Origin of the sequence: Methylobacter tundripaludum SV96 (genome assembly GCF_000190755.2) — a bacterium.
GTDB lineage: Bacteria > Pseudomonadota > Gammaproteobacteria > Methylococcales > Methylomonadaceae > Methylobacter_A > Methylobacter_A tundripaludum.
Genome location: NZ_JH109152.1, coordinates 2,647,637 through 2,660,822 on the forward strand (window position 1 = coordinate 2,647,637; position 13,186 = coordinate 2,660,822).

Below are 13,186 nucleotides of genomic sequence, written 5' to 3' on the forward strand. Positions count from 1 at the left end.
AGAGTGTTGCTTAGGAAATCAATGTCATACAGTACATTAAGCGGGTAGAGTCAGTGTTGATAACTGGAAAATGTGGGGCGTTGATTGACAATAACTGAATGCTGTTTGCCACTCTTTTCAAGAACAAAGCCCCAATCAAGCCTTGCCGGTTATCATTGCGGTGGCTACGCATTGCGGCCGTTTGCGTCCGGTCCGGGAATGGAACCCTCCCTACAATATTCAACAACCGGACAATGCCAAAGCACACAGCATTCGACAGGCTTGTGACGCGTTGGCCCAAGATTTGAGTTTACCGCTGGACTGCATCGTCCCCGTTTAACTTGCTCCTGAAAAAACCGCTTACAATATCGAAGACGGTTTGATGCCGCTGATTCACGAACATCTTAACGCGGCGCAACGGGTGCGTTATTTGCGTTGTTTACGTCAGCAGCAAGTAGAAAGCACCTGGCGGCAATGGCGAAAACAGGCGTTACACGAGGGGCAACTTATTTTTAATATCGGCAGGGGTAAAAGTTAAGCCGTGTAAATGCTCTGTTCAAAGCCAAACCTATTTCGTTGATTTTTGGTTATCCGGCAGATGCCGGAATTGCATAAAAGCGTGGAGAAAAGGGCCTTTCGTCACCCATTAATCCTTGATATTGCATCGCTAATTTAGGCTAACTGCCGTGTTAATTTGAAGCGAGGTAACGACGCTCAGCGTGAGAATGCTATAAATTCAGTTTAATCATCAACTGTTAGGCCTGTTTTATTCACGGGTGTAGAATGCACAATCACTTTCATCTTTGGAGGCATCATGAATTTTCATATTGAATATGAGCGTGAAGACGATGGCCGTTGGTTGGCAGAGGTTCCCGAAATTCCCGGCGTATTAACTTATGGCGCTACTGCTGACGAGGCAATGGCTAAAGCTGAAATATTAGCCCTTCGCGCACTGGCCGAGCGCATCGAAACCGGGGAAAGCCGTCCCATGTCAATCAACATTGAACTCGTTGCCGCATGAGTCAATGGCCTTCGGCAAAGGCCAAACGTGTTCTTGCCGCGCTGCTTAGCATCGGCTGGGAAATCAAGCGTCAATCAGGATCGCATCACACCTTAGCTCGAACCGGCTGGCCCGATTTCGTATTCGCTTTTCATAACAGCGAAGAAATAGGCCCTCGTATGCTGGCTCGTATTTCCAAACATACTGGGCTAAAACCCAGCGACTTGTAGCCCCGGAATACGGTTAGACAAGCGGTAGCGTCGCCGGGCGTTTCCGGCTTTTCGTGCTGTTGTACCGGAAACGCCTATTCTCGCTTTCGCTCAAGCAAGCTTATTCCAGCCTGCAGGACTGGAATTGGCGTCTCGCGCGATTGTCCGCCGGATTGTTTAATATCTGGTTAGGCTGGGCAGGCGGTAGGATGGGTAGAGCAACGCGAAACCCATCGCATAGATGATTGAGTATGATGGGTTTCGGCTATAATGTGAATTAAGAGCTAAATAGAAGCCAGCTCACCGGTTGGGCTAGAATATTGGGAAAGACACGACTCCCCCCAATCCTCTAAGTAAGCGATGAACTGGCAAGAACAATTAATAACAATTTACCTGTATGTATGCAAGCGCTATCAGGATAACCTTTGGGTTTATAGTCAGCGAATGTCGAATTACGCAGACTTGAGTTTTACAGATGAAGAAGTCATAGCGATCTATCTATTCGGTGTCATTGATAAAAATAGAGAGCTAAAAAAGATCTATGGTTATGCCGATCGCCATTTGCGGCATTGGTTTCCAAGGCTACCCAGTTACACAGCCTTTGTTCAGCGACTGAATAAGGTAGCTGATGTTTTCGCGCCGTTGCTGGAAATCATTCAGCAAGAGCAAGAAGAAAAAAATCAAGGGCAAGTCTGGTTGATGGATTCTTTCCCTGTGGCGCTAGCCAAGCAAGGTCACCGGTTTAAAGCACGCGTTGCAAGGGAGTTAGCGGATGCGGGCTATTGTTCAACCAAGAAACTGTACTATTACGGTGTTCGGGTTCATATCGTCGGGCGTCGTCAAGCGGGCACGTTGCCGAATCCTGAATACATTGGTGTAACCGGAGCAAGTTGCCATGATGGAACAGTATTTGATCAGATTAGGCCTGAATTAACTCACAATGAGCTCTATGGCGATAAAGCCTATCACCGATCAGATGCAAAAGAAGTGAAAGAAACTCAAAACCTGACGGTATTAACGCCGGTAAAAAAACAAAAAGGCCAAAGGTATTTAGAGCCCCAGGATCAATGGTTATCGACTGCCGTTTCTCGTATCAGGCAGCCGATTGAAACTTTATTCGGCTGGATTGAACAACAAACAGGCATTGAATGCGCGGGTAAGGTTCGATCATACAGCGGTCTGATGGTGCATGTATTCGGCAAGTTGGCCGCCGCCATGTTTTTTTGGAATTATTTACGCGTTAGCTCTTAATTCACATTATAGTCTCTACCTATCCTACGAGCTGTTTACGGCAGCAACAATCAGAAAACTACTGGAAGCAATGGCGAAAGCAGGCGTTACAGGCGGGGCAACTTATTCTTGATAAGATTAGCTGAAACGGTAAGTGATGTAGGGTACGCTGTGCGTACCTTTATAAATTTCTGTAAAAATCAATGTAAGAGGTACGCACAGCGTACCCTACCTAGCTTACTTTTTATCTACCGTCCAATTTATAAGCCGAATGGATCTGCCTCGTCCAAGTTTTCGAAACGAAACTCAAGTTGTGTTGCTAGAGCAGCATTATTAGGTGCTTTACCATTAGGTGGACTATACATTCCTGCACAGCCTCTTGCCTTAAAGTTATTGATATCACCAAGGTTTTTCCAATCATACAAGTTAAGAGCGAATATACAACTCCAGGAACCATTGCTCAATTTATCCCATACGCACTCATATCTCAATCTTCCGTTATTAGATTGGATGCAATCCAATTTACCTATAGCTCGATTTTTCTTTATACACTCAACAAATTCGTAGTGTTGTTCTTTTATAGGGGCATCAATGAACTGATCATCTTTTTTAACACCTGAGGGAAACGGAGTTTGAATAGCAAATCTAGTGTTTTCATCTAGAGGCTCACGGTATAAGGCGGCATGAAATCCTTTTAACCAGCGTCTAAGTAGAATTTCGATGTTACGTTCACTAAAAGAGGCCATTATTGCTCCTGTCTCTGTCCTTTGGTAGACGCCAATTTTTAACTTGTCGTTTTTTTCGCTTGGCTGTTTTCCGTGAATTAGTGCAAACAACTGACTGATTACTTCATCATCTAAATTCATTGGGCTATGGCATTGATCTTTATGGGTAGTAAATTTCAATGGAAAATCTCTGTCTGGCTTAGCGAATATGGATTTTGGTGGAACATGGTCGAGGTTTTTTGAATCGCTTTCCTGAAAATCTATCCCGCAAATATAACAGAAAGACAAATCTCTAATTTTTCCTGCATCTTTCTGCGTTGTTATAGAAATCATCCCACCAGTTCCTCTAGCATCTATAAATAACATTTTTCTGCTGCGCTACAAAGCCAAATCACTAAGTCCACCAAGCCCATAGGATGTGCTGAGGTACGAAGCGCATCGATCGCGAATGATGCGCTGCACTGCGTTTAGCTCATCCTGCGTAGATGAGGGTCCCTACATGATTAAAACAATGTATCCCACATCTCATCCACTTTCTTGACCACCTCCGGCGACATCACGATAGTTCTGCCCCATTCCCGGTTGGTTTCGCCCGGCCATTTATTGGTTGCGTCAAATCCCACCTTGGAGCCTAAGCCTGAAACCGGCGAGGCGAAATCGAGATAATCGATCGGCGTGTTCTCCAGTATGGTCAAGTCCCTGGCGGGGTCCATGCGGGTGGTCATCGCCCAGATCACGTCCTGCCAGTTGCGGACATCGACATCGTCATCGACGACGATCACGAACTTGGTATACATGAATTGTCGCAGGAACGACCAAGTGCCCAGCATCACGCGTTTGGCGTGACCGGCGTATTGCTTTTTCATGCTGATGACGGCCATGCGGTAGGAGCAGCCTTCCGGCGGCAGGTAGAAATCGACGATTTCCGGAAATTGTTTTTGCAAAATGGGCACGAAGACCTCATTTAACGCAACGCCCAGGATGGCCGGTTCGTCAGGCGGTCTGCCGGTGTAGGTGCTGTGATAAATCGGCGCTTGGCGTTGGGTGATGCGTTCGATGGTGAACACCGGAAAATCGGCGACTTCGTTGTAATAGCCGGTGTGGTCGCCGTAAGGACCTTCGGCGGCGAATTCGCCGGGATAGATAAAGCCTTCCAGCACGATTTCAGCGCTGGCCGGGACCTGCAAATCGTTAATCAGCGATTTGGCGACTTCGGTTTTGCTGCCGCGCAATAAACCGGCGAACGCATATTCGGACAGGGAGTCCGGCACCGGCGTGACGGCGGCCAGTATGGTTGCAGGGTCGGCGCCCAGGGCCACGGAAACGGGGAAGGGCTTACCGGGATGTGCGGCCTGGAATTCCTTGAAATCCAATGCGCCGCCCCGATGTGCGAGCCAGCGCATGATGACTTTGTTTTTGCCGATGACTTGCATGCGATAGATGCCGAGATTTTGCCGTTCCTTGTTCGGGCCTTTGGTAATGACCAGCGGCCAGGTAATCAACGGAGCGGCGTCTTCCGGCCAGCAGGTTTGGATGGGGTAATCGCCGAGATCGATTTCATCGCCTTCCCGAACCAGTTCCTGGCACGGCGGGGAACTGATTATTTTTGGCGCCATATTCAGCACCTGCTTGAACACCGGGAATTTCTCCCAGGCGTCTTTCATGCCTTTGGGCGGCTCGGGTTCTTTCAGGTAAGCCAGTAACTCGCCGATGCCGCGTAATTCGGTAACGGAATCTGCGCCCATGCCCATCGCGACGCGGCGCGGCGTACCGAATAGGTTGGCCAGCACCGGAATGTTTGCGCCTTTGGGGTTTTCAAACAGCAACGCGGGGCCGCCCATTTTTAAGGTGCGGTCGCAAATTTCAGTCATTTCCAGATAGGGATCGACTTTAACGGTGATGCGCTTTAGCTCCCCCTGTTTTTCCAGCTGCTTGATAAAGTCGCGCAGGTCTTTGTATTTCATGCGGCTATGCCGTTATGTCTGAGCAATGCGTCAATAGTGGGTTTGCGGCCGCGGAAGTTGATAAATAATTCCATCGCGATTTGACTGCCGCCTTTTTCAAGGATGTTGGTTAAAAAGGCTTTGCCGGTTTCCTGGTCGAAAATGCCTTTTTCTTCAAACAGCGAAAAAGCATCGCTGGACAAGACTTCCGCCCATTTGTAGCTGTAATAGCCTGCGCCATAACCGCCTGCAAAGATATGCGAGAAGCTGTGCGCAAAGCGGTTGAACTTGGGTGGCCGGACAACGGCAACCTGTTCCCTGACTTGTTCCAGAATTTCATAGATGCGACCGCCTTTTTCAGGGTCGTAGTCGCGGTGAATTCGGAAATCGAACAGGCTGAATTCCAGTTGCCGTACCATGATCATTCCGGCCTGGAAATTTTTTGCCGCGATCATCTTATCAAACAAGGCATCCGGCAATTTCTCGTCGGTTTGATAGTGGCCCGACATCAGCGCCAGCGCTTCCTTTTCCCAGCACCAGTTTTCCATGAACTGGCTGGGCAGCTCGACCGCGTCCCATTCCACGCCGTTAATGCCGGAGACGCCGAGGTGATCAACTTGCGTCAGCATATGGTGCAGACCGTGGCCGAATTCATGGAACAAGGTGGTAACCTCGTCATGAGTCAGCAATGCCGGTGTATCGCCGGTCGGCGGGGTGAAATTGCAGGTCAGGTAGGCGACTGGGATTTGAATGGTGTCGTCGAATCTTTTGCGGCTGACGCAATCATCCATCCAGGCACCGCCGCGTTTTTTGGCGCGGGCGTAAAGGTCGAGATAAAACTGACCGCGCAGCTGGTCGGTTTGGTCATGGATCTGGAAAAAACGCACATCGGGATGCCAGCTGTCGAAATCGCTAATCTCGGTTATTTGCAAGCCGTACAGTTTTTCCACGATTGCAAACAGGCCGGGCAGGACGCGGGTGATCGGAAAATAGGTTTTAACTTCTTCCTGCGACAGCTGGTAAAAATGTTGGCGCATTTTTTCCGAATAGTAGGTCATATCCCAGGATTGCAGGTCGTTAATGCCGTAGTGTTGCTTGGCGAACTCGCGCAGTTCGGCCAGGTCCTTGCGCGCATGTCGCCAGGATCGGTCGGCCAAATCTTCCAGAAAATGGGTCACGTCATCCGGCTTTTCCGCCATTTTGGTCGCCAGCGACAGTTCCGCGTAATTGTTGAATCCCAGCAAACGGGCTTTTTCATGGCGCAAAGCCAGGATTTTTTCCATGTTTTCGCTGTTGTCCCACTGTTCGGCGTGCGGGCCCTGATCGGAAGCGCGGGTTGCGAAGGCTTCGTAATGTTCGCGGCGCAATTCTCGGTTGTCGGCGTAAGTCATCACCGAAATATAGGACGGGAATTGCAGGGTGATCATCCAGCCGTCTTCATTATGGCTTCCGGCAACTGCTCCATGCGTTGCTCTACCTCCTGCATCCTTGCAGTCGTCGGCGGTCTGTTTGGCCTGGGCCAAGGCGGATTCAGGCAATCCGGCCAGATCCTGTTCGTCCCTGATCAGCTTGCTCCAGGCATTGGTTGAATCCAGCAGGTTTTCTTCGTAGTTGCTGGCAAGCGCGGACAATTCCTGACTAATATCCTTGTAACGTTGCTTTTTTTCGTTATCCAGGTCGATGCCGGACAATTTGAAATCTCTTAGGGCGTTGCGGATGATTTTTTGCTGGGCGGTGTCCAGCGTCGCAAATTCATCGCTGTCGGCAATAAAGCGATAGGCTTTAAACAAGGCTTCGTTTTGTCCCATTTCAGTCGAGTAGGCGCTGAGCTTGGGCAGGCAAGCGTTATAGGCGTCACGTAATTCGTCGCTGTTGACTACGGAATTCATGTGGCTGATCGGAGACCAGGCTTTGTTGAGCTTATCGTCCACATCTTCCAGGGGTTCGATCAGGTTTTTCCACGTGTAATGTTGTGTAGTCTGGAGATGCTGTTCCACAGACGAACGGGCTTCGGCCAAGAGTTGGTCAATGGCCGGTACGATGTGTTCCGGTTTAATCTGGGAAAACATCGGCAGTGTGGCGTTGGCTAATAAAGGATTATTCATAGTGGTATCAGGAAAGAAAGTTCATGGCTGCATTGATGCGATGCTTGGCTTTGTGCAGTACGTCCAAGGAAAAGTCGGGGGTTAGTTTGCTGTTTTTAAGTTTAGTGTAGGCGGGTATCGAGTTCATATACGGTATTTCCTTGGCCCTGTTGGTGCCGAAATAACTGTGCAATTTGGCGAGTATGACTATATCAATCAGATTCAGCTTATCGCCTTCGCTTTCATAGAACCAGTCCTCGGCGTGCTTGGGGATGCCTGCTAATTCTGTAGAAAAGCCCAGTGTGTGCAACACAAGGGTGCCGACTGAAGGATTCAAAAATGGGATTGCGGACTCCAATACATCTAAATTCGGGTATTCATCCGGATTCTGCTCGGCAAAATGCAATATCGGTATCGTGCCTATGTCGCTGACCAGTCCTGCCAATAAGGCATCTTCCGGGTTGACCGTGCCGTTTTCCTGTGCAAGTACAAAACTCAAGCTTGATACATAGAGGCTGTTTTTCCACAAGGTTTGCATTTTTTCCATCAGTTGCGGGTTATTGCAGCTGAATAACTGTTTTAGACTGATGCCCATGACCAGTTTGCGCGTTTGATCCAGGCCCAATCGGGTAACAGCGGCGTGGCAGTTGGTAATCGGCGATATGGGCGAGTATAGCGGACTGTTGGCCAGTTGGATCAGCTTGGCTACGATGGATGCATCGACCCCGATAATTTTTACAGCCTCGTTGATGCCTAAATCTTTCTCCATCGCTTCTTTCAGTTTTAAAGCGACATTGGGTAATGAGGGCAGGCTTAATCTATTTTCCCGGTAGGCGTGAGAAAAGCTGGTGAAAAAACGGTTGCCGGCAATTTGTTCGGGCAAGTCAATGTCAAGGAGTTCAACGGCAATAGACTGTTGGAGGCTTTTACCCGACCAGTGGCAGATGAATTCTCCTGAAATCGCCAAAATAGTGACGTTCGTTTTAGCGAATGCGGTTGCCCCGCAAACCTTACCGCTATTGAGCGGCAAATTGGCCAGTGATGATTCTGCCGACAGGGTATAGCGGTTGTCGCTATCCGGTTGAAGTTCGACGATGCCTTCAAGCAGGTAAAAAACTGAATTGGCTTTTTGACCCAGCTTGAAAATTACAGAGCCTTGAGTATAGCTTAATGTAGTGTGAGCCAGTTGCTCAACATAGGCATCATCCATGTCTCGAAGCGGCGCCAGTTTTTTTAGCGTTGCCAACGGGAGTTTTTTACGTTCGGTGAAGACCGGTTCCGAACAGGTAAGCGGATTATTTGGACTGGCAAGGGGGGCGATGTTTGGTTTCTTTTCCGGGTGTGTGTGCTTGGGGCGGCGGGAAAATAGTTTAGTAAACCAATTCATGATGACATCACGTGTTATTGTTTGGAGGGTATGTAGCTTGATGTTTTGTAATGGCTTAAGGATGTGTGTCGCGAGTATCAAAAAAAAGGGCAGTTTGGGATAGATGATCGTGCCAGCTGCGTTGATTTTTATCAATAAGAATCCACAGGAAACCCAGTCCGAAAAATCCCCATGATACGATGGCGACCATGAAACGGAGCAAAGCTTGCTTCCAGCTGATGGGTTTCATCTCCAGCGTGAGTACTTTGATTTTCCAAGCGCGCAGGCCCAGGGTTTGCCCGCCATGAGTCCAAAACCAGGCATAAAAGAAGAAGCTGACTAGCAGTAGATACAGGGGGAAAAAGAATTGTTGGGCAGAGAAAGCCTCACCCCCATTTAAAGGTAGCAATAGTGCGGTCGCGACAAATAAAACGCCGATCAGTAGCAGGAGGTCGTAGAGTGTTGCTGTCAGACGACGTAAAAAACCAGGTTTGGAAATGGGGGCGTTACCTGGTTTTTGCTGTATATTCTTTGTAGAATCGACCAATTAAATTTTAAATAAAGCCAGTTTTTGACCGAAATACATGCACATCGCCATGAGCGCTCCCAGCATTACGAGAGAAAATAAAAATGGCGGTCTATGAAACAGAAGAATGAAAAAATCTGTTGCAAAAAGGCTGGTTAACAAAGGTTGGTCAATTAAGCTATTAAGAATCTTTTTGAACATAACAAATTCCAGTCAAGCACGCTAATGATTGTGCGAGTGTTTAAAAAATGGTGGTCTGATCTTTTATCTGGTGTGCGCAACGTGATGTAATTAGAATTGCTTGAAAAAAATCAGAATGGTGATTCTACTCCATTCAAAAGGGGAATGTAAAAGAAACTTGCGGATTGGGTTAGAATTCATTAGCAATGATATAATCAAAATAATTAGAAAAATAAACAAGGTGTGAAGACTATTTTAAACTTCTTTAAAAAAATTATTAAGCCCGTACTGAGCAGGGTCGAAGCGTCAGCCAGAAATGAAGCTGAACCGGTCGATGCACGCGTCAAAATTTATTCGCGTGCGGAACATAATATTTCACGAGCCCAGATCAGCGAGCATGCGCTGAAGGTTTTGTACCGATTGCAAAAGGAGGGCTTCGATGCTTACCTTGTCGGCGGGTGTGTGCGTGATTTGTTGTTGGGACGGGAGCCTAAGGATTTTGATGTCGTCACCAATGCCGATCCTGATCAAGTCAGAAAAGTATTCCGCAATTGCCGGTTAATCGGGCGCAGGTTTCGTCTGGCGCATGTGCATTTTGGCCGGGAAATTATTGAAGTTGCGACTTTTCGTGGTGCGGGAGAAGAGCAGAACGACAAGCAGGTACTCAACAAGGAAGGGCGATTATTGCGGGATAATGTCTACGGCACGATTGAAGAAGATGTTTGGCGCAGGGATTTTACCGTTAATGCACTCTATTACAATATCAAGGATTTTTCGGTAGTCGATTATGTCGGCGGCATGGCTGACCATAAAACCGGCACGCTCAAGCTTATCGGCGATCCTGAAATGCGTTTTCGTGAAGACCCCGTGCGTATGTTAAGGGCGGTGCGCTTTGCCGTAAAACTCGGTTTCAAGCTGGATAGCGCTTGCGAGAAGGCGATACACAACGATGTTCAGTTACTGGCCAGCATACCGTCCGCCCGGCTTTATGATGAAGCGTTAAAATTGTTTTTATCCGGTTATGCGCTGCAAACTTTTGAAATGCTCAGGCATTACGGGCTTTTTCAAGTGCTGTTTCCTTCCACGGAGAACAGTTTGGCGGTTGAAGACAGTGGTTTCCCCCGATTACTGTTGATTAAAGCGCTGGAAAATTCGGACAAGAGGATAGCGGAAGGTAAAACGGTTACGGCTTACTTTTTATTGGCGGCCTTTTTGTGGGAGCCGGTGCGGATGTTGGCCAAAGAAAAAATGGCGCAAGGCGAAGTTGAATTTGTCGCCTATCAGGATGCGGCCAGTGAGGTTATTGCCAGGCAGATTAGAAGTACGGCTCTCCCGCGTCATATCAGCATGGCTATGCGTGAGGTTTGGAATATGCAGCCCAAGTTTAAGGCGCGTATCGGTTCTAAACCCAGTCGTTTGATCGGCCATCCTCGCTTTAGAGCGGGCTATGATTTTTTGGTACTGCGCGCCGAGACCGGAGGGGCCGACCCCGAGTTGGCCGAGTGGTGGACCAAGTATCAGAATGCCAGTGAAAACGAGCAAAGAAAAATGACCCAGCCGCCGCGCAACGCCCAAAGTAACAAGCCGGGGCGCAAAAGAAGCTATCCTAGAAAAGGTAAAGATAGTTCTCCAAAAACAGAATCTTAACGTATTCGATAGCTATGGAAAATTCAAAAGCTGACTTGATAACGGCTTATATAGGTTTAGGCAGTAATCTTGCAAACCCCGCCGAACAAATAAAATCAGCGCGCACTGCAATAACACAAATCGCAGGAGTGCAGGAGCTGGCATTTTCCAGTTTGTATCATAGTGCGCCTATGGGGCCGCAGGATCAGCCTGATTACGTTAATGCGGTGATATGTGTCGCAACCGATTTGTCGCCGATAAATTTGTTGCGTTGCCTGCAACGCATCGAAAACGACCATGGGCGGGTCAGAAAAACCGAACGCTGGGGAGCACGAACGCTGGATTTGGATGTGTTGATCTATGGCGATCAGCTCATTGAACATCCTGATTTAATCGTGCCGCACCCAGGACTGGCTGATCGGGCTTTTGTCTTGTATCCCTTGTTTGAAATCGCTCCGCAATTGGTGGTACCCGGGAAAGGCAATATTGCCGACCTGGTTGCCCAATGTCCGATGAATGAACTGAAACGGCTGGATTGAATCTTGCTCCAGTAAATCCGATATTTCTTTGAATGACATGAATCAATATTCCTCCACAGCTGCGCTAAAGCCGTTGTCGATTACCGATCTGGCCGCCATGAAACAACGCGGCGAGAAAATCTCCTGCTTAACCGCTTATGACGCGGGGTTTAGCGCACTGATCGACAAAGTGGGTGTCGATATGATGCTGGTGGGGGATTCTCTGGGTATGGTTATCCAGGGGCATGATACAACGCTCCCGGTCACTATCAGGGACATGATTTATCATACCCGGTGCGTCAGCAAGGCCAGACAGCGGGCCTTTATCATCGCCGATTTGCCGTTTATGACCTATGCCACGCCGGTTATGGCGGCCAAAAATGCGGCTAAATTGATGCAACTTGGCGGCGCGCAAATGGTTAAGCTGGAAGGGTCGAGAATTGATTGCGTCAGGTTTCTGGTCGATCAGGGTATTCCGGTTTGCGGGCATTTGGGCTTGTTGCCGCAATCGATTAATCAATTGGGCAGTTATAAGGTTCAGGGCAAGGAACAGGCGGCTGCCGAAAAAATGCTTGTCGATGCCCAGCAATTACAGCAAGCGGGTGCCAGTCTGCTGGTATTGGAGTGCGTTCCTGCAAGCTTGGCTAAAGAGATCAGTTTGCAGTTAACGATTCCTGTTATAGGCATCGGTGCCGGTGTAGACTGCGACGGACAGGTGCTGGTGCTTTATGACATGCTCAATATCGGCACAATCAAACGCCCGCGTTTTTCCAGGAATTTCATGAGCGACGCGGCGAATATCGAGGAAGCTATCAATGCTTATCACCAGGCGGTCAAGCAATCCCGGTTTCCCGCCGTTGAACATAGTTTTTAAGGCTTATGCGCATAGTTAATACCGTATTAGAATTACGCGATGCCGTTAGAGCGTGGCGCTTGGCAGGACAGAGCGTTGCATTGGTGCCAACGATGGGCAATTTGCACGCGGGGCATCTAACGCTGGTGAATGAAGCCAAAAAAAAAGCGGATCGGGTGGTTGTCAGTATCTTTGTAAACCCTACCCAGTTTGGCGTCGGCGAGGATTTTGAGACCTATCCCCGCACCGAGCGTGAAGATCAGGAAAAGCTTGATGCCTCCGGTGCGGATTTGTTGTTTCAACCGGCTGTTTCAGAAGTTTATGCGCCGGATGCCAAGACGGTCGTGTCGGTAGCCGGTCTGTCCGAACAGTATTGCGGCGCGTCCAGGTCGGGGCATTTTGACGGTGTTGCAACGGTTGTTTGTAAATTATTCAATATGGTGCAACCGGATGTCGCCTTATTTGGCTTAAAAGATTTTCAGCAGTTGACGGTGATACGGACGATGGTCAGGGATTTGAATATTCCTGTTGAAATAATCGGCGTAGAAACGGTTCGGGAAGAAAGCGGCTTGGCGATGAGTTCCAGAAACGGCTATTTAACCGCAGAGGAAAAAACAGTCGCTGCAAAATTGTATCAGTCCTTATGCGTTGCGCGTGATGCGGTTTTGGCGGGGCAGCAATCTTATGAGGAAATAGAGCACAGGGCGTTGCTGTTTTTGCAGGAATCAGGTTTTCAGCCGGATTATTTTAGTGTGTGCAGGATGAGTGATTTAAAAAAAGCAGGGACGGATGATATGGAGCTGGTTTTGCTGACGGCGGCAAGGCTCGGCAAAACTCGGTTAATCGATAATATTTGCTTTTCCAGATAGGCATTAGCAGAATTTGTGCGGTTTGGAAAATGCTAAAAGTTGATGCATTGTTGCTAATAATGGATAATGCGCGGTTCT

General features: G+C 48.4%; 15 protein-coding genes. 9 read left to right on the top strand and 6 right to left on the bottom strand.

The window, feature by feature from the left end; all coding sequences use genetic code 11:
- The first annotated feature begins 142 nt into the window (after positions 1-142).
- From METTU_RS24045 to METTU_RS11805, 5 genes are all read left to right on the top strand, one after another.
- Positions 143-319 (top strand): hypothetical protein, encoded by a 177-nt coding sequence (locus METTU_RS24045; RefSeq protein ID WP_217182822.1) that lies wholly within the window; start codon positions 143-145, stop codon positions 317-319.
- A gap of 42 nt (positions 320-361) precedes the next feature.
- Complete coding sequence (locus tag METTU_RS23880) at positions 362-517, top strand: hypothetical protein (protein WP_174269936.1); 156 nt, start codon at positions 362-364, stop codon at positions 515-517.
- Between the two features lie 276 nt (positions 518-793).
- Positions 794-1,000 (top strand): type II toxin-antitoxin system HicB family antitoxin, encoded by a 207-nt coding sequence (locus tag METTU_RS11795; protein ID WP_006891818.1) that lies wholly within the window; start codon positions 794-796, stop codon positions 998-1,000.
- Positions 997-1,209 (top strand): type II toxin-antitoxin system HicA family toxin, encoded by a 213-nt coding sequence (locus METTU_RS11800; RefSeq protein ID WP_006891820.1) that lies wholly within the window; start codon positions 997-999, stop codon positions 1,207-1,209. The genes METTU_RS11795 and METTU_RS11800 overlap by 4 nt, the downstream gene beginning before the upstream one ends.
- Positions 1,210-1,548: 339 nt before the next feature.
- Entirely contained in the window at positions 1,549-2,439 is an 891-nt protein-coding gene (locus METTU_RS11805; RefSeq protein WP_006890243.1) for an IS982 family transposase, read from the top strand.
- Positions 2,440-2,678: 239 nt separating this feature from the next.
- Here METTU_RS11805 and METTU_RS11810 read toward each other — a convergent pair whose 3' ends face one another.
- The 6 genes from METTU_RS11810 to METTU_RS25090 all read right to left on the bottom strand — a co-directional run bounded on the left by METTU_RS11810 (position 2,679) and on the right by METTU_RS25090 (position 9,263).
- Positions 2,679-3,509 (bottom strand): hypothetical protein, encoded by an 831-nt coding sequence (locus tag METTU_RS11810; protein WP_040579766.1) that lies wholly within the window; start codon positions 3,507-3,509, stop codon positions 2,679-2,681.
- 137 nt (positions 3,510-3,646) lie between these two features.
- A complete protein-coding gene (gene ubiD / locus METTU_RS11815) occupies positions 3,647-5,107 on the bottom strand; it encodes a 4-hydroxy-3-polyprenylbenzoate decarboxylase (protein WP_006891824.1) in 1,461 nt (486 codons plus the stop codon).
- Positions 5,104-7,191: an oligopeptidase A gene (gene prlC / locus METTU_RS11820; protein WP_006891825.1), complete on the bottom strand. Its 2,088-nt coding sequence runs from the start codon at positions 7,189-7,191 to the stop codon at positions 5,104-5,106. The genes ubiD and prlC overlap by 4 nt, the downstream gene beginning before the upstream one ends.
- A gap of 7 nt (positions 7,192-7,198) precedes the next feature.
- On the bottom strand, positions 7,199-8,557 hold the full coding sequence (locus METTU_RS11825; protein ID WP_006891826.1) for an HDOD domain-containing protein: 1,359 nt from the start codon (positions 8,555-8,557) through the stop codon (positions 7,199-7,201).
- Between the two features lie 55 nt (positions 8,558-8,612).
- On the bottom strand, positions 8,613-9,083 hold the full coding sequence (locus METTU_RS11830) for an RDD family protein (RefSeq protein ID WP_006891828.1): 471 nt from the start codon (positions 9,081-9,083) through the stop codon (positions 8,613-8,615).
- Entirely contained in the window at positions 9,084-9,263 is a 180-nt protein-coding gene (locus tag METTU_RS25090) for a hypothetical protein (protein WP_006891830.1), read from the bottom strand.
- 222 nt (positions 9,264-9,485) lie between these two features.
- On the opposite strand from METTU_RS25090, the gene pcnB reads away from it, so the two are divergent.
- Genes pcnB through panC form a run of 4 tightly spaced genes read left to right on the top strand, consistent with a single transcriptional unit; the run spans position 9,486 to position 13,108 of the window.
- Entirely contained in the window at positions 9,486-10,889 is a 1,404-nt protein-coding gene (gene pcnB, locus METTU_RS11840; RefSeq protein WP_006891831.1) for a polynucleotide adenylyltransferase PcnB, read from the top strand.
- A gap of 14 nt (positions 10,890-10,903) precedes the next feature.
- Positions 10,904-11,407 carry a 2-amino-4-hydroxy-6-hydroxymethyldihydropteridine diphosphokinase gene (gene folK, locus METTU_RS11845; protein ID WP_006891833.1) on the top strand — a complete coding sequence of 168 codons (504 nt, stop codon included), beginning with the start codon at positions 10,904-10,906 and terminating at the stop codon, positions 11,405-11,407.
- 37 nt (positions 11,408-11,444) lie between these two features.
- On the top strand, positions 11,445-12,260 hold the full coding sequence (panB, locus tag METTU_RS11850) for a 3-methyl-2-oxobutanoate hydroxymethyltransferase (protein WP_006891834.1): 816 nt from the start codon (positions 11,445-11,447) through the stop codon (positions 12,258-12,260).
- A 5-nt stretch (positions 12,261-12,265) separates the two neighbouring features.
- Positions 12,266-13,108 carry a pantoate--beta-alanine ligase gene (gene panC, locus METTU_RS11855; RefSeq protein ID WP_006891836.1) on the top strand — a complete coding sequence of 281 codons (843 nt, stop codon included), beginning with the start codon at positions 12,266-12,268 and terminating at the stop codon, positions 13,106-13,108.
- Positions 13,109-13,186: the final 78 nt, after the last annotated feature.